Below are 22,324 nucleotides of genomic sequence, written 5' to 3'. Positions count from 1 at the left end.
ATGATCTAACGACCTGACTCCATTGCACAGTTTTTGAATTCGCCGATTTTGGCGTTGTTGGCACGGACCTTGCGGAGAGAAGCGCAGCATCGCCCTCCCAGCGGACACGCCATGGCCACTCCCGCCGCTCTCGAACTGGTCGCCGTCACCAAGCGCTATGACACGACGCTGGCGGTCGACACCGTCAACCTGAAGATCCCCGCTGGCACTTATTGCTGCCTGCTCGGTCCGTCCGGCTGCGGCAAGACCTCGACGTTGCGCATGATCGCCGGCCATGAGGCGGTCAGCGCGGGCGACATCATCCTCGGCGCGCAGAACGTCACTGACCTCGAGCCCGCCAAGCGCGGCACGGCGATGATGTTTCAGTCCTATGCGTTGTTTCCGCACCTCTCTGTGCTCGACAACGTGGCGTTTGCCTTGAAAATGCGCGGCATCGACAAGCCGACGCGCCACAAGCGTGCCGGCGAGCTGCTCGAGCTCGTCGCGATGAGCCCCTATGCCGGCCGCCTGCCGGCCCAGCTCTCCGGTGGCCAGCAGCAGCGCGTCGCGCTCGCCCGCGCATTGATCACCGAGCCGCAGATCCTCTTGCTCGACGAGCCGCTCTCCGCGCTCGATCCGTTCCTGCGGGTGAAGATGCGCGGCGAGCTGAAACGGCTGCAGCGCGAGCTCGGCATCAGCTTCATCCAGGTCACCCACGGCCAGGAAGAGGCGATGGCGCTCGCCGACCACATCGTGGTGATGAACCACGGCAGGATCGAGCAGCAGGGCACGGCCCGCGACATCTTCCACCATCCCCGCACCGAATTCGTGGCGCGCTTCATCGGCGGCCACAACGTGCTCAGCGACGCCGGCAACCTCATCGCCGTGCGCGCCGATCAGCTCGGCATCGTGCCGTTCACTGACGGCGCGTTCGGCGCGCCGGCGCTGCTGACCCAGACCGAGTACCAGGGCTCCTACATCGCCGTCTCGCTCACGCTCGACGACGGCACCGCCCTGTTCTCCCACGTTCCCGAAACCACCTTCGACGTCCATCCGTTCCGGCCGGGCGACCGCGTGCTGGCCACCTGGGATCCCACCAAGGCGCAACGTCTGCAATAGCGCCGTCATCATAGAAAATGCGCAACACAGAGGAGTGACTGGAATGACCGAGACCACCAAGAAGACCGGCGTCAGCCGCCGTACGCTACTCAAGGGCACCGCGGGTCTCGCCGGCCTTGCCGCCGGCTCCGGCGCCATCACCGGCTTCCCCTATGTGATGTCGGCCGAGCCGAAGGTGCTGCGCTATCTCGGCACGGCCGTGAACGAAGGCGACGACATCTCGAAGCAGTGCCTGAAGGACACCGGCATCAAGATCGAATACATCACCGCGACCACCGACGACGTCACCAAGCGCGTGATGACGCAGCCGAACTCCTTCGACGTGCTGGACACCGAATATTTCTCGCTGAAGAAGCTGGTGCCGTCGGGCAACATCCTTGCCCTCGACGCCAAGAAGATCAAGGAATTCGACAACATCACCCCCGTCTTCACCAAGGGCGAGACGCCCGGCGGCAAGAAGATCGGCGGCCAGGGCACCGCGCCCTGGAAGGTGCTCTATCTCGAAGGCAAGGACTCCAAGACCTTCTCCAAGACGGCGACCGAGTTCGTTACGCTGATCCCGACCGTCTACAATGCCGACACGCTCGGCATCCGTCCTGATCTTATCAAGCGCCCGATCAACTCGTGGTCCGAGCTGCTCAATCCCGAGTTCAAGGGCAAGGCCTCGATCCTCAACATCCCCTCGATCGGCATCATGGATGCCGCGATGGTCGTGGAAGCCACCGGCAAACACAAATATGCCGACAAGGGCAACATGACCAAGGAAGAGATCGATCTCACCATGAAGGTGATGACCGAGGCGAAGAAGGCCGGCCAGTTCCGCGCGTTCTGGAAGGATTTCAACGAGAGCGTCAACCTGATGGCCTCGGGTGAAACCGTCATTCAGTCGATGTGGTCCCCGGCCGTCACGAAGGTCCGCTCGATGGGCATCGCCTGCACCTTCCAGCCGCTGAAGGAAGGCTATCGCTCCTGGGCGTCCGGCTTCTGCGTCTCCAAGGGCGTATCTGGTCCGAAGCTCGACTGGGCCTATGAGTTCGTGAACTGGTTCCTGTCAGGCTATGCCGGCGCCTATCTCAACCGCCAGGGCTACTACTCGGCCGTGCTCTCGACCGCGAAGGCGAACATGGAGCCCTACGAGTGGGCCTACTGGATGGAAGGCAAGCCCGCCGAGAAGGACATTAAGGCGCCCGACGGCTCGCTGCTGGAGAAGGCCGGCGCGGTTCGTGACGGCGGCTCCTACGAGGATCGCATGGGCGCGGTCGCGTGCTGGAATGCCGTGATGGACGAGAACGACTACATGGTCCGCAAGTGGAACGAGTTCATCGCCGCGTGATGGATACGTCGGAAGACATCCTGCAGCAGGTATCCCCGGATCTCGTCCGGGGATCGGACACGGCGCGCCCTGCGAAAGCGGCGCGCCTGTCGCCCTCCTTCGTCTCCTGGCTCCAGGCCGGGCCGATGATGCTGGTGTTTCTCGCCTTCTTTCTCATTCCGCTCGTCTTCGTCGTCATCGTCTCGTTCTGGGACTACAATGAATATCAATTGCTGCCGGCCTTCTCGGGTCGCGGCTACACCGACACGTTCGAGGGCTGCATCGCGCAGTTCCCCGATCTCTGCACCATCGCCAAGACCTATCTGAAGACGCTCAAGCTGTGCTTCCTGGTCTGGGCCATCACGCTCTTCATCGGCTTCTGGGTCGCCTATTTCCTCGCCTTCCACGTCAAGTCGAAGACCTGGCAGATGGGACTATCGCTGCTCTGCACGATCCCGTTCTGGACCTCCAACGTCATTCGCATGATCGCCTGGATCCCGCTGCTCGGCCGCAACGGCCTCGTCAACTCCGGCCTGATCAAGACGGGACTGATCAACCAGCCGGTGGAATGGCTGCTGTTCTCCGAATTCTCCGTGGTGCTGGCGCTGGTGCACCTCTTCACCTTCTTCATGGTGGTGCCGATATTCAATTCGATGATCCGCATCGACAAATCGCTGATCGAGGCGGCCTATGACGCCGGCGCCACCGGTCTTCAGACACTGATCAACGTCATTATTCCCCTCGCCAAGCCGGGCATCGTGATCGGCTCGATCTTCGTCATCACCATCGTGATGGGCGATTTCATCACCATCGGCGTGATGGGCGGCCAGCAGATCGCCGCCGCCGGCAAGATCATCGAGACGCGGGTGAACGCGCTGCAATTCCCGGCCGCGGCCGCCAATGCCGTGATCCTGCTGGTCATCACCTTCCTGATCATCACCATGATGTCGCGCATCGTCGACATCAAGAAGGAGCTGTAGGCGATGAAGGAAGGACGCCCGCGCAGCTTCTACGTTCTCGCGATCTTCTTTGCGGCCTATGTGCTGTTTCTCTACGGCCCGATGATCGCGATCTACGTGCTGTCGTTCCAGGGGCCGCAAGGCGGCCTCACCTTCCCGATGAACGGCGTGTCGACCTACTGGCTGACAAAGCTGTTCCAGGGCACCGGCATCATCGATCTCGGCGCCTCCTTCCGCCGCTCGCTGCTGCTCGGCGTGATCGTGATGGCCGTCACCGTCGTGCTGTCGGTTGCCGCCGGCATGGCGTTCCGCAGGAAGTTCAAGGCGCAGAGCATCCTGTTCTACTCGGCGATTGCGAGCCTGATCGTGCCCTCGATCATCACCTCGCTTGGCATCTCCCTTGAATTCCGCATCATCGACGATCTGATCAAGGCGCATTGGAACGAGAACTTCGAGACGTCGATGGGCCTGCTCACTTCCGGGCTCGGCGCGCATCTGACCTGGACGCTGCCGTTCGGTCTCCTGATCATGTTTGCGATCTTCAACCGCTTCGATCCCCGGCTCGAGGAAGCCGCGCGCGATCTCGGTGCGACGCCGTGGCAGGCCTTCCGTCATGTCGTGCTGCCGATCATCCTGCCCTCGGTGATCGGGATCGGCCTGTTCGGCTTCACGCTGTCATGGGATGAACTGGCGCGCTCCAGCCAGGCGATCGGCGCGGTGAATACATTGCCGCTCGATCTCCAGGGCCTCACCACGACGGTGACCAATCCGGACATCTATGCGCTCGGCACCATCATCTCCGCGGTCTCTTTCGCAGTGATCACGCTTGCGCTCGGCACCATCCACCTGCTCAACAAGCGGCAGGCGGCCAAGGGTTCGGACGCTGGCAAAGGGCTGGTCTGACCGAGATGCGGCTTCACGTCGTCAATCCCAACACCACCGCCTCGATGACGGTAAAGATCGCCGCGGCCGCCCGTGCAATCGCGCTGCCGGACACGGTGATCGACCCACGCGAACCGACAATGGGGCCGGTTTCGATCGAAGGATTTTACGACGAGGCCTTCGCCGTTCCCGGCATGCTCGGCTGTATCCGCGAGGCCGACCGCGACGGTGCCGACGCGCATATCATCGCCTGCTTCGACGACACCGGCCTCGATGCCGCGCGCGCCGCGGCGAAAGCGCCCGTCATCGGCATCGGCGAAGCCGGCTTCCATGCGGCGAGCCTGATTGCGGCGCGCTTTGCCGTGGTGACGACGCTCAGTGTCTCCATCGTGCCGATCGAGCACAATCTGAAGAAATACGGCCTGGCCGAGCGCTGCGTCCGCGTCCGCGCCGCCGACGTCCCGGTGCTCGCGCTCGAGGAGCGCAACACCGAGGCGCTCGCAAAGATCTCCGCGGAGATCACGGCCGCGATCAGAGACGATCGCGCCGAGGCCGTCGTGCTCGGCTGTGCCGGCATGGCCGACCTCGCCGCTGAGCTGGCCGCCACCCATGGCCTGCCGGTGGTCGACGGCGTCGCGGCGGCCATCACGCTGGCCGAAGGGCTGGTCCGGCTCGGCCTGAAGACGTCCCGGCTCGGCCCCTACGCGGCGCCGCGCTCGAAGCCCTATTCCGGTCCGCTCGCAAGCTTTCAGCCCTGAGCCCGTCCAGCCTGGGCCGTCAGCGAAGCCCGTATTTCTACGGGTATCGCCGGATCTCGATGCCCGGCTGATGCCCCTTTTCTTGGCCGTCAGCCTCTTTTTGGTCCCATTTGTTGCCGAACTGTAGCGCTTTCGGGACGTCCCGGCCGCCTCGTACTGCGCTCTAGTGCTGCCGCTCTTCGCCACTCACCAAGATTCAATTTGGATTTTGTCAGCGATGATCGATCTCGCAGAGGACACATCGTCCAATTCCCTCCTTCGTCTCGGTGCCCAGCCGATCGCGCTGACGGCGGCGGCGCTGCTGCTGCTGATTGCCGGGGTCACCTCGATCGCGATCTGGCGCGCCTATACCGGCGCCACGCCGGAGACCGACCGGGTTGTGGTGTCGCGGCAGCTTCAGGCGCGGGCCGCACAGGCCTCCGAGCAGCTCGTCGAGAAGACCAAGGGGCTGGAGGCGACCCAGCAGGAATCGATCGACCAGCTCCAGGTCGTGCAGGATCAGCTTTTGACCATGAAGAAGCTGCTCGCCTCGCAGCAGGCCGACACCAAGCGCCTGTCGGAGCAGGTCGCCAATCTGAACGAATCCATCGACGGGTTGCGGCAGTCTTTTGCCAGCGTCCGGGCTAACGAGGCCGACACGCCCTCGGTTACTCCGAGGAAACCCGCGCGCCACCGGCACGCCAGCGCCGCCAAACGCTCTCGGGGCTGATTAGATCCCGCGTCATACCCTTTTATTTTCGTCACTTGTGAAATGGATCACATTCGTCCGTGTGATTCCGCGCGATGTTCGCGCATACCGGATGGCGTGAGCCGATTTCAATGTCCGGGGCTGGCAAGGTCGTTGACGGTATACTGCGTCAACGGCCTTGTTTTTTGGCCCCGCGGTATTCGGGTGCCTCAGCCGGGCACCCGCGCCAGTCGCAGCCCCTATTCGCAGACCTGAACGCGGCGAACGCGCCAGCCCCATTGCGTCATCACGCGCTGCCGCGCGGGGTAGCACTGCGCGCCGTAATCCTCATAGCCGAGGCCGTAATAATAGGGAGCGCCGTAGTAAGGATAGCCATAGCCATACGGGCCGTAATAACCGGCGCCTGCGATACCGGCGCCGATTGCGACGCCCGGCCAGAAACCACCCCGCGCCTGCGCCGCCTGGGGCGCTGCGAGACCGACTGCCGCGACGGCCAATGCAGCCATCACCTTCTTGCGTAACATCACTCATCCCCCGCGTGGAAACGCTCCAAGCTTCAAAACGAGGCCAAGCTAATGTCACTCGCGCCTTGATGATAGGCGGACGGGCTCACTTCCACGCGAGCCTCAGCAGCCGCGACAGATGCTCTTCATCTTCTTGTCGAGCAACCGATTCTCGGCGCTCACCGTCGCATCAGCGTCGGGATTGGTACCGGAGGCTGCGCCGGTGGTGACGCCGGGCGCCGTGTTGGCGCCGGAGGATTGCGCCGTGCCAAGGCTGTTGGTGCCGGGTGGCGGCGCCGGTGCATTGGTAACGCCGCCAGTTGATCCGCTCGACCCGCCGGCGCCTTGCGCGAAGGACATCGCCGGCATCGCGGCAAGGCCGAAGACGACGATCAACGTCCTGATCGAAGCGCTTGCGGACAATTTGCTCATCGGAAATTCTCCTCGCTCCATCAACGGTTGCAGCAAAGACAGGTTCCGGAACAAATCCCCTCACATCAGCTTGAAACAGAAAGGCAAGCACGATCATGCGCAAACTGATCGCGTTCGACGAGGATACGTTCGACAAGCTGAAGCAATTGGGGCGCGACCGGATGGCGACGTTTCAAGAGCTCGCAGATGAGGCCTTCGCCGACCTTCTGAAGAAGCACGGCATTCCCATCGACCTCAGGGACGCCTTGCGCAAGAGCGCGCGGCTTGACGACATGACGGACAAGGCTGCGGCGCGCTCCAGAACCAGAAAGGCAAGATCACGATGATGGATCGCGATCCCTTCGCAGAGGGCGAACGCGCGGCGCGCGAGAACATTCCGGCTGAAGCCAATCCTTACTCAGACGGCAGTGACGAGCACGCCCTGTGGGCAGCTGGCCACGAGAAAGTCGCGGGCGCGATCGACGAGCGCGAATCCGAGGGAAACTGACGCTCCCCCGCCTGGCCCGCGCCAGCCGCTACGCGGCGGCGCCGATCTCCTTGTCCTTGCCGAGATCCTGGACCATGGTCACGAAGATATGCGAGTCCTCTCCGGTTCCGCCGATTTGGAGGCGCCGCCATGACACCCGGCGCAGACCGCGGATCGGGTTGTTGATCGTATCCGTAATCGGCTCGAGTTGCTGCTGCTGGGCTAGCAGCTGCTTGTCGCGCTGCTCGATCAGATCGGCGGTTTCCGTGGAAAACAGCTCACGCGCTGTCTTGCCGACGATGTCGCCGCGCGACATGCCAATCTGCTTTTCGGCAGCCTTGTTGATGAACAGATAGCGCAAATTGCGCGCATCCTTGGCGATGATGCCTTCGGTCACGTTCTCGATGATGGTGGCGAGGAAGCGCTCCATCCGCTCCAGCATGCGCTCGCGCTGACGTTGTTCGGTCACGTCCTCCTGCACCGATACCCAGCCGCCGCCGTCCATTGGCCTTTCGTAGATCTTGATGGTGCGGCCGTCATTCAAGTTGATCTCATAGGCCGTCGGCTCACGCTTGGCGATGCGTTCGAGAACAGCCCCAACATATTTCGTGGCGTCGCCGCTGAACAATCCGCTCTTGACCCGGTGCTGGAGGATCTCCTCGAGCGTCGAGCCCGCCTGGATCGTCTCGGGCAGATTGTAGATCTTGCGGTAATTGGCGTTCATGGCGACCACCTCGGCCTTGCCGTCGAGCATGATCAGGCCCTGCGGCATGCTGTTGATCGCGGCCGAGAGCTGCCACTTCTTGGCCTGGTATTTGTCGTTGAACTTGTCGCGCTCGGTCATCGCCGCATCGCGCGCCTGCGCAGTGCCGAGCTCGAGCTCTTCGAGCTCGAAGATGCGCGCTATGGCGTCACGGAAGTTCTGGACGGCGCGTGCAAGACGCCCGATCTCGTCATGGCGGCTCAGATGCGGCACCTCGCTCTTGACGTCGCCTTGCGCGATCCGGTCGGTCGCCTGCGTGATGTCGGCCAGCGCGCCGACCACCGAGCCGCGCATCACGACGACGTTCAGCCCCGCCAGAAGCAGAGCCGCCAGGCCGAGCATGAACAGATACGCGGCGGCGTAGCGGTTCTCGTCGGCGAGTTCATCCGCCCGGCGGGCGCGCTCGCCATAAATGCGTTCGAGTGCCTCGAGGTCGCTGTTGAGCTTGCTGCGCAGGGTTCGGTTGGCATCATTGTCGCCCCACTCGCGGGCTGCGGCGGGACTGATCTCGAGTCCGCGCCGCACCAGCTCCTGGCGGAAATCAATGAACTGAGCGATGCGCTGCTGGAAAGTGGAGAATAGTTCGGCCTCGTCGCCATCGACGGTCCGCTCCATGCTCTTCACGGTCTCCGCAAGCTCGCTGTTGCGTCGCACCAGTGCGTCGGCGAACGGTTTCGCCGCACCACGATCGGCGGACATGTAGATGCCGCGCGATTCCATCACAATGGCGTAGATCAGCGCGTTGATGCGGCCGATGCCGATCTCGGCCTCTGCGGAGGTCACATGCATGTGGCGATAGGTCGTCTGCAATCGTACCGTCTGGATCGACATCACGAGCAGGAAGATGGTGACGATCGCGAGGAAGCCCGCGATGCTGTACACCTTCTCCGCAACGCTCAGAGTGTCGACGCCGCGCGCAAACCGGACAAATTTCTTTAAAAACCTGGTTCCGGAAGCGAGGCCGGTTCCCACTGCAGCGTCCATGGCGCCGCTCCCACTGGTTGAAACGGTCCACGATAGCCACAATTGCGCTAGCGGAGGATTAAAGTACCATCCGGTATTCTTACGGTATGGAACCCGCGTGCTGCGTCGAGGACGTCAGCCGATCCGCTTCAGGCCCTTCTTGAAGCGCGGGCCGTTGGCGACATAGAACTTCGCGGCGCTTCCCATCCTCTGGACCTGGGCATCGTCGAGAGTGCGGATCACTCGTGCGGGCGAGCCGATGATCAGCGAGCGTTCGGGAAACTCCTTGCCCTCGGTGATGACCGAGCCGGCGCCGACGATGCTGTTGCGTCCGATCTTCGCACCGTTCATCACGATCGAGCCCATGCCGATCAGCGCACCCTCCTCGATGGTGCAGCCGTGCAGGATGACGTTGTGGCCGACGGTGCAATTCTTTCCGATCACGAGCGGGAAACCGAGATCGGTATGGCAGGTCGAGCCGTCCTGCACGTTGGCGCCCTCGCCGATCTCGATCCACTCATTGTCGCCGCGCAGCACTGCGCCGAACCAGACGCTGGCGCCCGGCTTCAGGCGCACGCGGCCGATCACGGTCGCAGTCTCCGCAATGAAGTAATTGCCGTCAGCGGGAAGATCGGGCGCCTGCCCGTCGAGCTCGTAGATCGCCATAGAGGTCTCCTGTCGCCCTAAGCCATAGCGAAACGACGGCGCGGAGGCAAAGGGCCGCCCGCGCAGCCCGGCAAGGCGTCAGCCCAGCACGCCGGTCGCGCGCAGCGTCATCAGGAAGAAGGTGCCGCTCATCATGCTCCAGAAGCCGGCAATGATGGTCGCCATCATCACGAACTCCACGCGGCGGCTTTCCAGCCGCATGCCCCGCAGCGTGTTGCGCATGATGATGAAGGGGGCCGCAAACACCAGGAACGGCACCGCCGCAAACGTCCTGGGGGCCACGCCCTCCTGCAACAGGCCGAATCCGGCCGGCCTCTGCGACAGCGCCTGGTAGCCATTGGCGAGGGCGCCCGCGAGCGCAAAACCGATGCAGATCGAGAAGAGAGTATTGAGAGCTTCGGGTGTCATCGGAACGGTCCGCCCATACGCAACACGAGTGGCTTCCTGTGACAAATAGTGCCGGTTAACGCTACATTATCCTTAAGCGAAGGTTAACGGCGCCGCCCGCTCCGCGCAGGGCCCCCTCCCGTTCCCAGCAGCCGGGAACCTTCCGCGAAATCGCCGCCGCGTGGCATATTCGCCGGTGATTCGTCGGCCACCGGCCGACTTCCGGTCCATTTGCGCGACGTCATGACGGTGTTTTCGGCAATCTCCCCTCGACCTTCCAGGACAAGCGCAAGGTCGCGCGCCCGGGCGCATCTCATCCCGCTCGCCCTCACCGGCGTGTTCGCGGCGAGCGCGATCGCGCTGGTTGCCTATCTGCTGTGGCCGACCTGGAGCACGGGCGGCGCGGAGGCGCCGGACAAGCTGCCGGTGAGCGTCGGCGGCACGCTGTTCAACCTGCCGATCTCCGCGATCCGGATGAAGATCCAGCGGCACTCCGGGCCGCAGGAGCGCATCGATCTCGATTTCCTCTATCCGTCGCTGCAAGCACCGAATGGACCGCGGCACGTGACCGCCGACACCGTCGACACGGCCATGCAGCCGATCGACCGCATCTTCCTGTCGATCGCGGCGCATCACGATGCGCTCTCGCCGGAGCAGCGAACGACGACGATCTATCCGCGCTATCTCGAGCTGTCAGCCACGACCACGGAGGACGGACTGACGATGCGCCCGTTCCGCAGCGACACGCCCTATGGCAGCGAGGATCTGTATTCCGCAAGCTCGCCTGTGCTGACGGCGCGCTGCACGCGCGATGCATCGACGCCCGGCATGTGCCTGTCCGAGCGCCGCGTCGGCGCCGCCGACCTCACCTTCCGCTTTCCACGCAGCTGGCTGTCGCAATGGCGCGACGTCGCGGAGGCGATGGACAAGCTGACGGCGCAGCTGCGCGGGCCGAAGGGCTGAGCCCGGCCGCGACAAAAACTCGAAAACAACCCCATGCACAGTAGCCGGGCGACTGGCAGCTCCTGCATTTTCGCAACTTCGTCTTTTTCGAATTTTGCTTGACCCGTCGAGGCTGGGCAAGAATTGGTCGTTGGCGCCCTCAGGCCGGAGCGAACCGGCCGATTGCTAGCCGTGGCTGTATATTGGCCCAGAAGGCCCCTAGAGCAACCTGGATGCCCTTCAGCAGGGCTGCGAGGGTGGATCGGCAAGGAGCGAGCGTCTTTGCCAGCGCAGCCAGAAACGCGTCGAACCCAAGGATGTTGAGCACGCGTGTGAAGTTGTAGCAGAGCGCCATCAGGCTCCACTCGCCGCGGACCTTGTCGAAACCGCGGACCAGGAAATGACGGTAGCCGGCACGGCATTTGAGCGTGCCAAACGGATGCTCGACAATCCCCGAACGACGGCGCATCAGCTCGCCTGCGCCCTGCATCCGCGCGCGGTGACGTTCAAGAACGTCTTCATGCTCCCAGCGACCGATCGTCCGGTTGGTCGCGTTCGACGCGAGGCAACAGACCTTGAGTGGGCAGGTCTTGCAGGTCGCTCCGCGCGCCGCGTAGCGGATCTCGATGCGGCCACTGGTGTTCTTCTGCCTGCTCTTCATCGGATGTAGCTGATGGCCGGCGGGACAACGGTAGGTGTCGGATGCGCCATCATAGTTGAAGTCCTTGAGGGCGAAGCGGCCTTGCTTCTCGAGCCGGGCGTTGCCCTCCGGCACCGGAACATAGGCCGTGATGCCATCGTCCTCACAGGCCTTCAGTTCGCGACTGCTGTAATAGCCCTCATCTGCCAGCGCCTGCAGGGCCTTGACCTCAAGGGACTCCTTTGCCGCTACGGCCAGTGCATGTAGCTGGCCGACATCGCTGCTGTCGTTCACCACCTCGCTGGCGACAATGAGCTTGTGCTTGTCGTCGACTGCGGTCTGCACATTGTAGCCTGCAACCCCTTGGCCGCTCTTGACCAGAAGCCGGGCATCCGGATCTGTCAGGGACAGCTGCGTCTGGTCATTCTCTTCCAACCGAACAAGATCGGCTTGGGCGCGCGAGCGCTTTGTCATCAGCGCCGCAACCTTCTCGCCGATGTCGCCACCATCTCCGTCGCCGCCATCAGCCCCATCCTTGCCCGGCTTCTTGGCTTCCGCGGCATCATTGTCCTCAAGAGACTTGCCGTAAGCCTCGATCTCCTGGTCCAGCTTTGCGATCTGATCGGCAAGCCTCTTGCGCGTAAAGATGCTGGCCTTGCTGGCGTTGCCATGGAAGAACGAGCCGTCAATCGCAACAACGCTGCCGCCGACAAGACCGAGCTCGCGCATCAGCAGCACGAAGCTGCGGTTGGCCGCCTTCAGAGCCGCCCAGTTCTCTTTGCGGAAGTTGCCGATCGTCCGATAACCCGGCTTCAGATTCTTCAGAAGCCAGATTAGTTCCAGATTGCGGCAGGCCTCCCGCTCTAACCGACGCGACGACCTGATTTGGTTGATGTAGCCGTAAAGGTAGAGCTTCAGCAGATCGGCCGGATCGTACGGCGGCTGGCCGGCCCCTTCAGCCTTGCGGCCCGCATGGCGAAAGCCGAGTTTGGCAAGGTCGAGGACATGAACGAAGCTCTCGATCGCCCGGACCGGATTGTCCGGCCCGACATAGTCCTCAATCCGAGCGGGAAGCAGACTGGGTTGCTCCCGGCTCTCTCCGGTCTTGAATGTGCGATTCGCCATAAGACGAATCCTACATCAACTCCTGAGATCCAACGTTCTTGCCCAGCCTCGTCGGGCAAAACAGGGGCATCGTGTCATCATCGGAAAATTCGAATGATGCAAAGCCGGGCTCAAAGTCAGGGTGATCGATGTGAGCGACGCGACGGCAAATCTTCCGCCCGGGGCTCGATTGCTCGGCCGCGAATGGCTTGGCTTTGACGAGAGCGGGCAAGCGCTGATCCGCTTTCAGGCCCAGGTCGCATTCACCAACAGGCATGGGACCATTCAGGGCGGATTCCTGGCGGCGATGCTGGACTCCGCAACCGGGATTTGCGCCCTCGCAAAGCTCTCGCCTGGCCTGATCGTGGTCACGAGGAGTCTCGACACGCGCTTCCTGAAACCTGCAGCAGTGGGAATTATCACTGCGCGGGCGCGAGTGATTGAACGGACGGAGCGCGACATGGTCGTGCAGGCCGAGCTGATCGACGCCGCGGGCATCACTGTCGCAGACGCCGTCGCGCGGCTACGGATTCTCGCGAAGGCATAGGACGCCGCAGCGAACAGCACAGACGCTTTTCTTCATCGCAGTCGTCGGCAGATCCAGCCTTCCGGATTTCGCCCTTAAGATTGTGGATCTTCGCTTGCCAGGGCGCGAAGGTCGTCTAGGAGCGCGGCCTCTATCTCGCGGATATGCGCCGCCGTCGGCCCGGTCGAGAAGTCCTTGGCGAGTTGGCGGCAGCGTTCAAGGCGTTCTTCCAATATTCGCTTGTCCCGGTCCCGGCTATTGATATCGACGAAAGCCGCGTCTCCAGTCCTCGTTTGTCGCCTGTTCAACATCCGGTCCTCTTATCGCGCGCCGGCGCATATTCAGTCGATGAGAATGCAGCACTTCAAATCAGCAGATCATGAGTCGCAGATACAATGAGATGATGCGGAGCGGCGCTGTTGCCATGGTTGGCGGCGTGCGCGTCCGGTACGTCCGAGACTGTATTGACGATCATCCCGAGGACCTCGACCTGGCCGGGCGGGACGTGCGAATCGACCAGATCATTGAGCTGTTCAGGCCCAACGACCGCGACGACAGCGGGAGGAGTTGCCACGCTATCGAAACGGAACACCAATCCTTGATCTGCTGCGATGGCCTCGGGCGCAGCATTAGCCGGCTGTGCGGCTTCTTCCGCGGTTGCAGGAGATTGCACGGCGTGCTGCGCGTCGCCGGGTCCGGCCTGATCTGCCGTCGCCACAACCGTTGATGCATCCGCGGCGTGCGAAGCTGGATCGGGATGCCCGTTGTCATTGCCGACGCCGTTAGCCGGTGTGGGGTCAGCTTCGGCCAATTCGGTGGCGGTCGTCTTTGTAGGACCTGGCTCCGCAGCGTCCTGCGAGTTACCTCCGGCGCTCCCGCCCGTTGCGTTGTTCGGCTCGACGAGCCCGGCATCCGGTGTGTTTGCAGGGGTCGACTGCGCATCGTGCCCGGAGTTGCCGTGATCGCCCTGATCCGCCGCCGTCACTCCCGCTGACGCAGCCGCAGCGTCCGATGCCGGATCGGGATGCCCGTTGTCATTGCCGACGCCGTTGCCCGGCGCGAGGTCAGCTTCGGCCAATTCGGTAGCTGTCGCCTTTGCAGGACCAGGCTCCACAGCGTCCTGCGAGTTACCTCCGGCGTTTCCGCCCGTTGTGTCGCTCGGTCCGACGAGCCCGGCTTCCGGTGTATTTGTAGAGGTCGACTGTGCATCGTGCCCGGAGGTGCCGTGATCGCCCTGATCCGCCGCCGTCACTCCCGCTGACGCAGCCGCAGCGTCCGATGCCGGATCGGGATGCCCGTTATCATTGCCGCCGCCGTTAGCCGGTGTGGGGTCCGCTTCGGCCAATTCGGTGGCCGCCTTTGCAGAACCTGGCTCCGCAGCGTGCTGCGAGTTACCTCCGGCGTTCCCGTCCGTTGCGTTGTTCGGCTCGACGAGCCCGGCCTCCGGTGGGTTTGCAGAGGTCGACTGTGCATCGTGCCCGGAGTTGCCGTGTTCGCCTCGATCTGATGTCGCCGACGCCGACACGTCCGCGGCGTGCGGAGCTGGATCAGGATGCCCGTTGTCATTGCCGACGCCGTTGCCTGGCGCGAGGTCAGCTTCGGCCAATTCGGTGGCCGCCTTTGCAGGCCCTGGCTCCGCAGCGTGCTGCGAGTTACCTCCGGCGTTTCCGCCCGTTGCGTCGCTCGGTCCGACGAGCCCGGCTTCCGGTGTATTTGTGGAGGTTGACTGTGCACGGTGCCCGGAGTTGCCATGCTCGCCCTGATCCGCCGCCGCCACTCCCGCTGGCGCAGCCGCAGCGTCCGATGCCGGATCGGGATGCCCATTTCCACTGCCGTTGCCCGGACCAACTTCAACCAACTCCGTGGCTGCGGCCTTCGCGGATCCTGGCTCCGACGCGTGCTGCGAATTGCCGTGGCTCGCGCTGACGACCGGACCAGCGTCCGGCGCGACACTCTCGGCCGCTTGCGCTGCGCTTACAGAGTTCGAGTGAGCCGAGTTGCCCTGCTCCTTGTCCTGTGCTTCGGCCGCCTTCGCGGACCCCGGCTCCGACGCGTGCTGCGAATTGCCGTGGCTCGCGCTGTCGACCGGGGCAGCGTCCGGCGCGACATTCTCGGCCGCTTGCGCTGCGCTTGCAGAGTTCGAATGAGCCGAGTTGCCGTGCTCCTTGTCCTGTGCTTCTGCCGCCTTCGCGGATCCCGGCTCCGACTCGTGCTGCGAGTTGCCCTGGCTCGCGCTGTCGGCCGTTGCGCCGTCAGACGCGACACTGTCGGCTGCTTCCTCTGCGTTGGCAGATTTTCCGTGCCCGGAATTGCCGCGATCCATGCCGTCTGCTTCTGAAGCCGCGGCGCGATGCTCGGAACTATCGCCCGGCGCCGAATTAACCGCCTCCGTGGCTGGTGCGACGCTCGGTTGGACGATCTCGTTCTGCGCGGTCGGCGAAACGCCGGTGTCCGCATCGATCGGTTCGCTCTTCAATGCGTGAGCTTCAACTGCCGCAAGCTTCGCGCCATGAGCAAGCCCGACCGGTTGGGCAGGTACGTCAGAGGCGCCATCGCTCTCCTCGGTATCCGCTGCATCGGTGGACGAACCACCGGAGCTCTTCGATCCCCCTGAGCCGGCGCTAGTCTGTCCGACCTGAAACTTTGAAGCGTCGTCGGCCAGAACGCTCCAAGATCCTGAAGTCCCTGATGTGCTCTCGCTCGCTGCGACGGTGGCATGGACATTGTCCGCACTCTGAACGGTTTCGTCGGTGACGGTTGCCGATGGCAGCGCTTGTTCGAGTTGCTCCAGGGTGATCGCAACAGCCGCGACTTCCGGCTGAGAGACGAGATCCGACTCCGCAACGGAAACCATCCCTTGCAGATGGACTTCCAGCAGGCCGTGATCGCCGATATCGAGACTATGATCGGTCGAATTCACATAGACGATCGTTTCATTGGTTGCGGCGTTGTAGATCCAGGCAACTGTATGGGGCGGTATCGACTTGCTTGTTGCCGTCATATGCAGCCAGGCCAGCGCTCCGAAAGCCGCAAGATTGACCCTGCCCGAGCCGGATCCGAAATCGAAAGCGGAGGAGGAAGAGGTCGAACCGGAATCGATCGGGGAACGCTGAACAACGTTGCCACCAATCAGTTGATCATAGGCTCCAAGCCCGGCATCGTGACCAGGGTCCGTCAAGCCAACATGATGAAGGTTGCCGCTGGCCACGCTATCGGTGGTCGCAAGCGCGGAAGGCTGCTGGGACTCCTGCGAAAGAAAAGCTTGGGCCGCATTGTGTGCATGATGAGCGTCGGCATCGGTGATGGTGGCCACCTTCGTCGCCGCATGCTCTCCGGTGGGGCCCAGGGGACTGTCGATCGAGACATTGCTTGCCTCGTGTGCCTGTGCGGCGAGATGAGGGTCTTGGAGGGCGTAGATCAACGCTCCGGCGAGACTTGCGAAGGTGCCCAATCCTCCTGCAAACGACATCGGATTGAACGTGGGGCGCGGGATTTGATGTTCCGGCGCCGGGTCACTTCCAGCCTGGGTGTCGCCGGTTCCTCGCGGCAAGAGCGCGAGAAGATTGAGCGTGCTTGATCCAACGTAGCCTTTCCACAGGTTCGCGCTTGCGGATTCCTCGGCCGCGCGCAGCGCATCCATGGCTGCGGCCGGGCTCGCGACTTGGCCCAGCTTGGCGAAGAAATCTCTCAGAGTGTGCGGGGGCGTCTCGCTGGATTCCCAGGCGACGCGGTGCCGGAGAATGGCTTTCTTCCAGGGTTCATATTCGCCGTGCTCGGCCACGTGGCCGACGTTGTCATCATTCGGAGGCATGCCGTTCGGAAGCGTCTCATTCGCTTCCGCCGCCTTGAGTTCGTCCGCAATGGCGAACGCCAGAAAGGCCAGCGCGAGCGTGCCGAAGACCGAGGTTCGTTGCAGCAACGCGATGGTCGCGAGCACCGTTCTATTGGTGATCTCGAGCTTCTGAAAAATATTGTACAGATGGACTTTGACCGTCCCCTGGGAAACGTTGAGCTGGCGCGCGATCTCCTTGTTCGACATGCCTTCCGACACCAGCCGCACGATTTGACGCTCCCGTTGCGTCAATTGCTCCAGCAGCTTTTCAATCTTGCCGCCGTCAGCGTTCTCGCCGGTTGAGGAGAGATCGGACTGCTCCAGCGACACGCCGCGCTTGGCCATCAGCCTCAGCGATCGCAGCATCGTCTCGGGGGAGGCATATTTCGAGATTGCGCTGCATTCGCCGGCAGCAACAGCCGCGGTCAGGTCGTCGTTGGTGTCGGACTCGGCAAAGAAGACCAGGCGGGTGGAAAGATTCTCAGCTTTCGCAATGGCGAGGATCTCGGAGACCGTCAGATCCGGCAAGGTGTCCGCAACAAGCGCGACGTCGGGTGTCAGCTTCCGAATTGCTTCGAGGCAGCTCGCCCCATCGCAGGACGATCCGACCACGTCGAAGTCCTGCTGTGCCCCCAATACCGATTTCAGTCCCTGTAGAACGATGGGTTGTCGATCTACGATCAAGAGCCGGATGCGCTGAAATATCCACTGCTTCGCAGTCACGTCTAACATGAACTGTGCCTCGGCCCGGCCGTCTATGTCCTTCGGCATATGGCCGGGGCCGGGTAGGCGCATTAAAATACAATTAATCGTTGGTAGAAAGAGACTTAGGAGGGTTAACCCTACCTAAATCGCGGTCTCTTGACGGTATGCAGGTAAGCAATATGTCCTTTGACCCGATGGCCGTGGCGGTGGATTGGCTCGATGCCTACCGCGCGGGAGATATTGAATCGATTTTGGATATGTATGCCGAAGACGCCGTGGTTCACTGCGGCTTCGGCGGCTTCAAGACCATTACCGGCCGCGAGGCGCTTCGTGCCGATTGGATTGATCGCCTCCAAAAATATCCGGCAGGGTCATTGGATGATCTCAATCCCTACCACGACGGGACCATTCTCTCGTACGTCACGAGTACAGGCGTTGTGAACGCGCTTTTTGCGTTCGACGCCGCTGGCAGGATCAAAGAGCTGAACCTGGCTCGCTCACACTAGACCTGCGGCGCGATCCTGACCGCAATGGCGGCTCCAAAGGACGCTCAGGTTCGCCCTTCTTAACATATGTTATGTCGGCAACGCTCGGAAACTCGTAGGCCCTCAGCGCTGGGGGGCCGAGGTTGCCGAGAACGAGCAAGAACCAAATCTTCGGAGTACGCCTCCGCGAACTCCGGCAGGCGAGGAAGATGACGCTCGCCGCGCTAGCCGATCAACTCGGCGTCACCACAGCTTCAGTATGGCTTTGGGAAAATCGCAATCGCGTTCCGATCGCCTCGACGATACGACGTGTGGCGCAGATTTTTGACGTCAATCCGACTGCACTGATGGAGCCGCGGACTGAAGCCGCTGCCCCCGAAAAAGCACCGCCCCCCGATCTTCAGGATCTGATCCGCGCGATCGAGGCGAAGGGTTTTCGCGTGCAAATAACTCCCAGACGGAAGCAGGGCTGAGGCCGCACCGCGCAGCTTCGCGTGCTTGCAAGGAAACAAGGCGACGAGACCGCGGCATCTGCGGTCCCATCGCGGGGCGGATCGCCGCACTACTCTTGATCGACCAGATCGTCCTCGAGGATCGCCATCTGGAACTGGAACGAGCGATCGTCGTCCTCGTCGTCGACGAACAGCACGCCGATGAACTCCTCGCCGATATAGACCTCGGCGGAGTCGTCCTTCTTCGGCCGCGGCACGACGCGGATCTTGGGATTGCCGAATACGCGTTTCAGATACGCGTCCAGCTTTCTGACTTCTTTGACGTCCACGGCAAGTCTCCGATCAAAATTGGTCGGCGGGTTTTAGGACGAGATGCGGCGAACCGCCAGCATGAATTGCCAAAGAATTTGGGGACGAAGAGGGCCGGCAAATCCGGCCCTGAACGCACGCGATCAAAGCCCCATCGCGTTGATCATCTGGTCCATCGTGCGCGACGGCTCGGCGCAGCCGGCCTCGCCGACGACCTTGGCAGGCACGCCCGCGACCGTGACGTTGTGCGGCACCGGCTTGACCACGACCGAGCCTGCCGCGATGCGCGCGCAATGACCGATCTCGATGTTGCCGAGGATCTTGGCGCCGGCGCCGATCAGCACGCCGTGACGAATCTTCGGATGGCGGTCCTCGTTCTCCTTGCCGGTGCCACCGAGCGTGACGCCGTGCAGAATCGAGACGTCGTCCTCGATGACAGCGGTCTCGCCGCAGACGAAGCCGGTGGCGTGATCGAGGAAGATGCCGCGGCCGATGCGCGCGGCGGGGTTGATGTCGGTCTGGAACACCGCGGAGGCGCGGCTCTGCAGATAATACGCAAAGTCCTTGCGGCCCTTCAGATACAGCCAGTGCGCCAGGCGATGGGTCTGGAGCGCGTGAAAGCCCTTGAAGTAGAGCAAGGGATCGATGAAGCGCGAGGTCGCGGGATCGCGGTCGTAGACGGCAACGAGATCGGCGCGGAAGGCATTGCCGAGATCGGGGTCGTCGCGCAGGGCCTCGTCATAGGTCTGGCGCACCAGATCGCCTGACAGCGCCGAGTGATCGAGGCGGTCGGCGACGCGGTGGACGACCGAATCCTCGAGGCGGCTGTGATGCAGCACCGTCGAATAGATGAAGGTCGCAAGCTCGGGCTCGCGGTGGACGATGTCCTCGGCTTCGCTGCGAATCCGATCCCAGATCGGATCGAGCGTTGCGAGCTTTCCTCCCGGATTGACCTGATGCACTGCCATGGATTTTCTCTTCGAATAGGCGGGTTTTGTTGGCTCTATAGCACAGTGTAGGCGACAAAGTCCTGACGGGCTTGCCTGAGAGTGAACAGCGCCTTGCCTCGCGAAAGAATGCCAACACGTTGAAACACAACAGGTTCTTCTGGCGCTCCCGGGCGGGAAGGTCGGCTCAAAATGGTCAGAGTCTCGCCAAATTCAAGCCGGGCGGCGTCAAACTATTGGTGAATTTCGTCGCAACCGTTATTGCGGGCATGGTCGGGACGAGGACGGAACGGTTTTGAGCATCACCACCGATCAATTGCGCGCGCAGGCCGCGAGTACGTTATGGCTGCGGCTGGCGGCGGTGGTCCTGCCCCTCCTCATGATCGCGCCCGCATTCTGGAATGGCTATCCGCTGTTGCAATGGGATACCGGCGGCTATCTGGCGCGCTGGTATGAGGGTTATCTCGTCCCCAGCCGTTCGACCGTGTTCGGGCTCTATCTGCATTATGGCGAGAACTTCGGTTTCTGGATCAACCTCGCGGTCCAGTCGCTGGCAACGCTGTGGCTGTTGCAGCTGACGCTGCGCGTGCTCTCGATGATGCAGACGTTTCGCTTCGTCGCGATCAGCGTGGTGCTGATCCTGTCGACCGCCCTGCCCTGGCTCGCCAGCATGCTGCTCACCGATATCTTTGCCGGGCTTTCGATCCTGTCGCTGTTTCTCCTGATCGTCGGGGGCAACCGCATCTCGGGGCTGGAGAAGGCCTCGCTGTTCGTCTTCACCGCCTTTGCCGCCGCGACCCACAGCGCCACGCTCGGTGTGCTGCTCGGGCTCTGCGCCGCCGGCTGGATGGCGCGGCCCTTCCTGGGGCGTCGCTTGCCGATCGCCGGGCTGGCCCAGGCGAGCTGCACGATCGTCGCGGGTAGCCTGATGCTGGTCGCGGCCAATCACGCATTGTCGGGCCAATGGGCCTGGACGCCCGGCGGCTATGGCGTTGCCTTCGGCCGCATGATGCAGGACGGCATCGTCGCACGCTTCCTCAATGATCACTGCCCGCACGAAGAGTTCAAGCTCTGTCCCTATCGCAATGAATTGCCGGCCACCGCCGACGAATTCCTGTGGGGCAAGAGCATGTTCAACGCGCTCGGCCGCTTCGATGGTCTCAACGACGAGATGGGCACCATCGTGGTGCGATCGCTCGGCGACTATCCGGCCTGGCAGGCCGGAGCGGCGCTGCGGGCGATGGGCCAGCAATTGCTGCATGTGGCGACCGGCGAAGGGGCCAGTGTCTGGATCCCGCACACCTACGGCATCATCGAGCGATACATCCCGGCGCAGGTCGCACCGATGCGCGCGGCGCGCCAGCAGAATTGGGAGCTGAATTTCGACTACGTCAACTGGCTGCACGTGCCGGTGGCGCTGGTCTCGATGCTGGGGCTGGTCGTGCTGCTCGGACACGCGTTCGCCACCAGAAGGCTCGACGATCTGACGCTGCTGGCCGCGACCGTGACGCTGTCCTTGCTCGGCAACGCCTTCATCTGCGGCGTGATCTCGGGGCCGCACGACCGCTATGGCGCGCGGATGGTGTGGGTTGCGACCTTTGTGGTGCTGATGGCGCTGTTTCGCGGGTTTGGCGACGACGAACCGGCCAACGCGGCCTCAGGCGCGGCGTGACAGAAAATCCAAAACGCCTGTCTTGTAGACCTTGTCGCCGACCGCGCGCATGTGATCGCGGCCCGGAATATCGAGCACTTCCGAACCGGGGATGATCTCGCCTAACGCGCTGGCCGAGCCCGCAACGTCGTCGGTCGAGCCGACCGCGATCAGCACGGGCACCTCGATGCGAGCGGCTTCCTCCCTGGTCATGAGATCGCGCGTGCCACGCAGGCAGGCGGCAAGCGCGACGCGGTCGGAGCGGGTTTGGTCTGCAAACGCACGAAACGTGCGGCCGACGGGATCGGTGACGTCGTCGAGCGAGGGCGCCTCCAGCGCCCTGGCGACGTTTTCGCCGGGCCCGGTGCCCTCGATCAGGCCGCCGATGCCGATGCCGCCGAGAATCGCCGAACGCAGGCGCTGCGGCTCGTTCAGCCCGAGCCAGGCCGTCATCCGTCCGCCCATCGAATAGCCCATGATGTCGGCCTGCGGGATGGCGAGATGATCCATCAGCGCGAGCACGTCGCCCGCCATCGTGGGGATCGAGTATTGCGCGGGCTCGTAGAGCTTTGCGCTTTCGCCATGGCCGCGATTGTCCAGCGCGATGACGCGGCGGCCGTTCTTGCGCAGCTCCGAGACCCAAGTCGGATAGACCCAGTTCACGTTCTTGCTCGAGGCAAAGCCGTGCACCAGGATGATCGGATCACCCTCGCCTTCGTCGAGATAGGCCATTTCAACGGCGCCGTTGTGAAAGCTCGGCATCAGCAGTTCCGCAGATTTGAGGGAAAGGTTGATCTTAGAGCATGATCCGGAAAAGTGTGCAGCGGTTTTCCGGCAAGATCATGCTCAAACAA

Annotated in this window: 24 protein-coding genes; 13 read left to right on the top strand and 11 right to left on the bottom strand. The window is 62.9% G+C overall.

Annotated elements, in window-relative coordinates; genetic code table 11:
• Positions 1-111: 111 nt before the first annotated feature.
• The 6 genes from XH89_RS13565 to XH89_RS13540 all read left to right on the top strand — a co-directional run bounded on the left by XH89_RS13565 (position 112) and on the right by XH89_RS13540 (position 5,718).
• Positions 112-1,098 carry an ABC transporter ATP-binding protein gene (locus XH89_RS13565; protein WP_194467532.1) on the top strand — a complete coding sequence of 329 codons (987 nt, stop codon included), beginning with the start codon at positions 112-114 and terminating at the stop codon, positions 1,096-1,098.
• Positions 1,099-1,141: 43 nt separating this feature from the next.
• Entirely contained in the window at positions 1,142-2,431 is a 1,290-nt protein-coding gene (locus tag XH89_RS13560; protein WP_194467531.1) for a PotD/PotF family extracellular solute-binding protein, read from the top strand.
• Positions 2,431-3,390 (top strand): ABC transporter permease, encoded by a 960-nt coding sequence (locus tag XH89_RS13555; RefSeq protein WP_194467530.1) that lies wholly within the window; start codon positions 2,431-2,433, stop codon positions 3,388-3,390. Before XH89_RS13560 ends, XH89_RS13555 begins: the two co-directional genes overlap by 1 nt.
• 3 nt (positions 3,391-3,393) lie before the next feature.
• Positions 3,394-4,272 (top strand): ABC transporter permease, encoded by an 879-nt coding sequence (locus XH89_RS13550; protein ID WP_194467529.1) that lies wholly within the window; start codon positions 3,394-3,396, stop codon positions 4,270-4,272.
• 5 nt (positions 4,273-4,277) lie between these two features.
• A complete protein-coding gene (locus XH89_RS13545; RefSeq protein WP_194467528.1) occupies positions 4,278-5,009 on the top strand; it encodes an aspartate/glutamate racemase family protein in 732 nt (243 codons plus the stop codon).
• A 217-nt stretch (positions 5,010-5,226) separates the two neighbouring features.
• On the top strand, positions 5,227-5,718 hold the full coding sequence (locus XH89_RS13540) for a hypothetical protein (RefSeq protein WP_194467527.1): 492 nt from the start codon (positions 5,227-5,229) through the stop codon (positions 5,716-5,718).
• A gap of 218 nt (positions 5,719-5,936) precedes the next feature.
• Here XH89_RS13540 and XH89_RS13535 read toward each other — a convergent pair whose 3' ends face one another.
• Entirely contained in the window at positions 5,937-6,221 is a 285-nt protein-coding gene (locus XH89_RS13535; protein WP_194467526.1) for a hypothetical protein, read from the bottom strand.
• Between the two features lie 102 nt (positions 6,222-6,323).
• Positions 6,324-6,632, bottom strand: a complete 309-nt coding sequence (locus tag XH89_RS13530; RefSeq protein WP_194467525.1) for a hypothetical protein — start codon at positions 6,630-6,632, stop codon at positions 6,324-6,326.
• A gap of 95 nt (positions 6,633-6,727) precedes the next feature.
• Here XH89_RS13530 and XH89_RS13525 point away from each other — a divergent pair, with 95 nt between their 5' ends.
• Positions 6,728-6,958 (top strand): hypothetical protein, encoded by a 231-nt coding sequence (locus tag XH89_RS13525; RefSeq protein ID WP_194467524.1) that lies wholly within the window; start codon positions 6,728-6,730, stop codon positions 6,956-6,958.
• Positions 6,955-7,119, top strand: coding sequence for a hypothetical protein (locus XH89_RS13520; protein ID WP_194467523.1), 165 nt, complete (start codon positions 6,955-6,957; stop codon positions 7,117-7,119). Before XH89_RS13525 ends, XH89_RS13520 begins: the two co-directional genes overlap by 4 nt.
• Before the next feature lie 28 nt (positions 7,120-7,147).
• On the opposite strand, the gene XH89_RS13515 is transcribed toward XH89_RS13520, so the two are convergent.
• The 3 genes from XH89_RS13515 to XH89_RS13505 all read right to left on the bottom strand — a co-directional run bounded on the left by XH89_RS13515 (position 7,148) and on the right by XH89_RS13505 (position 9,898).
• Entirely contained in the window at positions 7,148-8,845 is a 1,698-nt protein-coding gene (locus XH89_RS13515) for a PAS-domain containing protein (RefSeq protein ID WP_194467522.1), read from the bottom strand.
• 114 nt (positions 8,846-8,959) lie between these two features.
• Entirely contained in the window at positions 8,960-9,490 is a 531-nt protein-coding gene (locus XH89_RS13510) for a gamma carbonic anhydrase family protein (protein ID WP_194467521.1), read from the bottom strand.
• 78 nt (positions 9,491-9,568) lie between these two features.
• Complete coding sequence (locus tag XH89_RS13505) at positions 9,569-9,898, bottom strand: hypothetical protein (RefSeq protein WP_194467520.1); 330 nt, start codon at positions 9,896-9,898, stop codon at positions 9,569-9,571.
• A gap of 222 nt (positions 9,899-10,120) precedes the next feature.
• Here XH89_RS13505 and XH89_RS13500 point away from each other — a divergent pair, with 222 nt between their 5' ends.
• The gene (locus tag XH89_RS13500; protein WP_194467519.1) at positions 10,121-10,840 is read left to right on the top strand and encodes a hypothetical protein; all 720 of its coding nucleotides are present in this window, start codon (positions 10,121-10,123) and stop codon (positions 10,838-10,840) included.
• A 139-nt stretch (positions 10,841-10,979) separates the two neighbouring features.
• Here XH89_RS13500 and XH89_RS13495 read toward each other — a convergent pair whose 3' ends face one another.
• Positions 10,980-12,584 (bottom strand): IS1182 family transposase, encoded by a 1,605-nt coding sequence (locus XH89_RS13495; RefSeq protein WP_194461977.1) that lies wholly within the window; start codon positions 12,582-12,584, stop codon positions 10,980-10,982.
• Between the two features lie 130 nt (positions 12,585-12,714).
• Between XH89_RS13495 and XH89_RS13490 the strand changes: the two genes are divergently transcribed.
• Complete coding sequence (locus tag XH89_RS13490; protein WP_246767823.1) at positions 12,715-13,110, top strand: PaaI family thioesterase; 396 nt, start codon at positions 12,715-12,717, stop codon at positions 13,108-13,110.
• A 74-nt stretch (positions 13,111-13,184) separates the two neighbouring features.
• Here XH89_RS13490 and XH89_RS13485 read toward each other — a convergent pair whose 3' ends face one another.
• Together XH89_RS13485 and XH89_RS13480 are read right to left on the bottom strand one after the other, a co-directional pair.
• A complete protein-coding gene (locus XH89_RS13485; RefSeq protein WP_194467517.1) occupies positions 13,185-13,400 on the bottom strand; it encodes a hypothetical protein in 216 nt (71 codons plus the stop codon).
• Between the two features lie 53 nt (positions 13,401-13,453).
• The gene (locus tag XH89_RS13480) at positions 13,454-17,692 is read right to left on the bottom strand and encodes a LuxR C-terminal-related transcriptional regulator (protein WP_194467516.1); all 4,239 of its coding nucleotides are present in this window, start codon (positions 17,690-17,692) and stop codon (positions 13,454-13,456) included.
• Positions 17,693-17,805: 113 nt separating this feature from the next.
• On the opposite strand from XH89_RS13480, the gene XH89_RS13475 reads away from it, so the two are divergent.
• Together XH89_RS13475 and XH89_RS13470 are read left to right on the top strand one after the other, a co-directional pair.
• The gene (locus XH89_RS13475; protein ID WP_194467515.1) at positions 17,806-18,132 is read left to right on the top strand and encodes a nuclear transport factor 2 family protein; all 327 of its coding nucleotides are present in this window, start codon (positions 17,806-17,808) and stop codon (positions 18,130-18,132) included.
• A gap of 188 nt (positions 18,133-18,320) precedes the next feature.
• Positions 18,321-18,584, top strand: a complete 264-nt coding sequence (locus XH89_RS13470; protein ID WP_194467514.1) for a helix-turn-helix domain-containing protein — start codon at positions 18,321-18,323, stop codon at positions 18,582-18,584.
• Between the two features lie 89 nt (positions 18,585-18,673).
• Here XH89_RS13470 and XH89_RS13465 read toward each other — a convergent pair whose 3' ends face one another.
• Positions 18,674-18,892, bottom strand: a complete 219-nt coding sequence (locus tag XH89_RS13465; RefSeq protein WP_007602550.1) for a DUF3126 family protein — start codon at positions 18,890-18,892, stop codon at positions 18,674-18,676.
• A gap of 123 nt (positions 18,893-19,015) precedes the next feature.
• A complete protein-coding gene (gene cysE, locus XH89_RS13460; protein ID WP_194467513.1) occupies positions 19,016-19,840 on the bottom strand; it encodes a serine O-acetyltransferase in 825 nt (274 codons plus the stop codon).
• 274 nt (positions 19,841-20,114) lie between these two features.
• On the opposite strand from cysE, the gene XH89_RS13455 reads away from it, so the two are divergent.
• Positions 20,115-21,491 (top strand): hypothetical protein, encoded by a 1,377-nt coding sequence (locus XH89_RS13455; protein WP_194467512.1) that lies wholly within the window; start codon positions 20,115-20,117, stop codon positions 21,489-21,491.
• On the opposite strand, the gene XH89_RS13450 is transcribed toward XH89_RS13455, so the two are convergent.
• The gene (locus tag XH89_RS13450) at positions 21,477-22,232 is read right to left on the bottom strand and encodes an alpha/beta fold hydrolase (protein WP_194467511.1); all 756 of its coding nucleotides are present in this window, start codon (positions 22,230-22,232) and stop codon (positions 21,477-21,479) included. The two genes, XH89_RS13455 and XH89_RS13450, sit on opposite strands and share 15 nt — an antisense overlap.
• Between the last annotated feature and the right edge of the window lie 92 nt (positions 22,233-22,324).

This window comes from Bradyrhizobium sp. CCBAU 53340, from assembly GCF_015291645.1.
Taxonomy (GTDB): domain Bacteria; phylum Pseudomonadota; class Alphaproteobacteria; order Rhizobiales; family Xanthobacteraceae; genus Bradyrhizobium.
The sequence above is the reverse complement of the archived record's forward strand: the minus strand, read 5'-3'. Positions and strand labels throughout refer to the sequence as shown.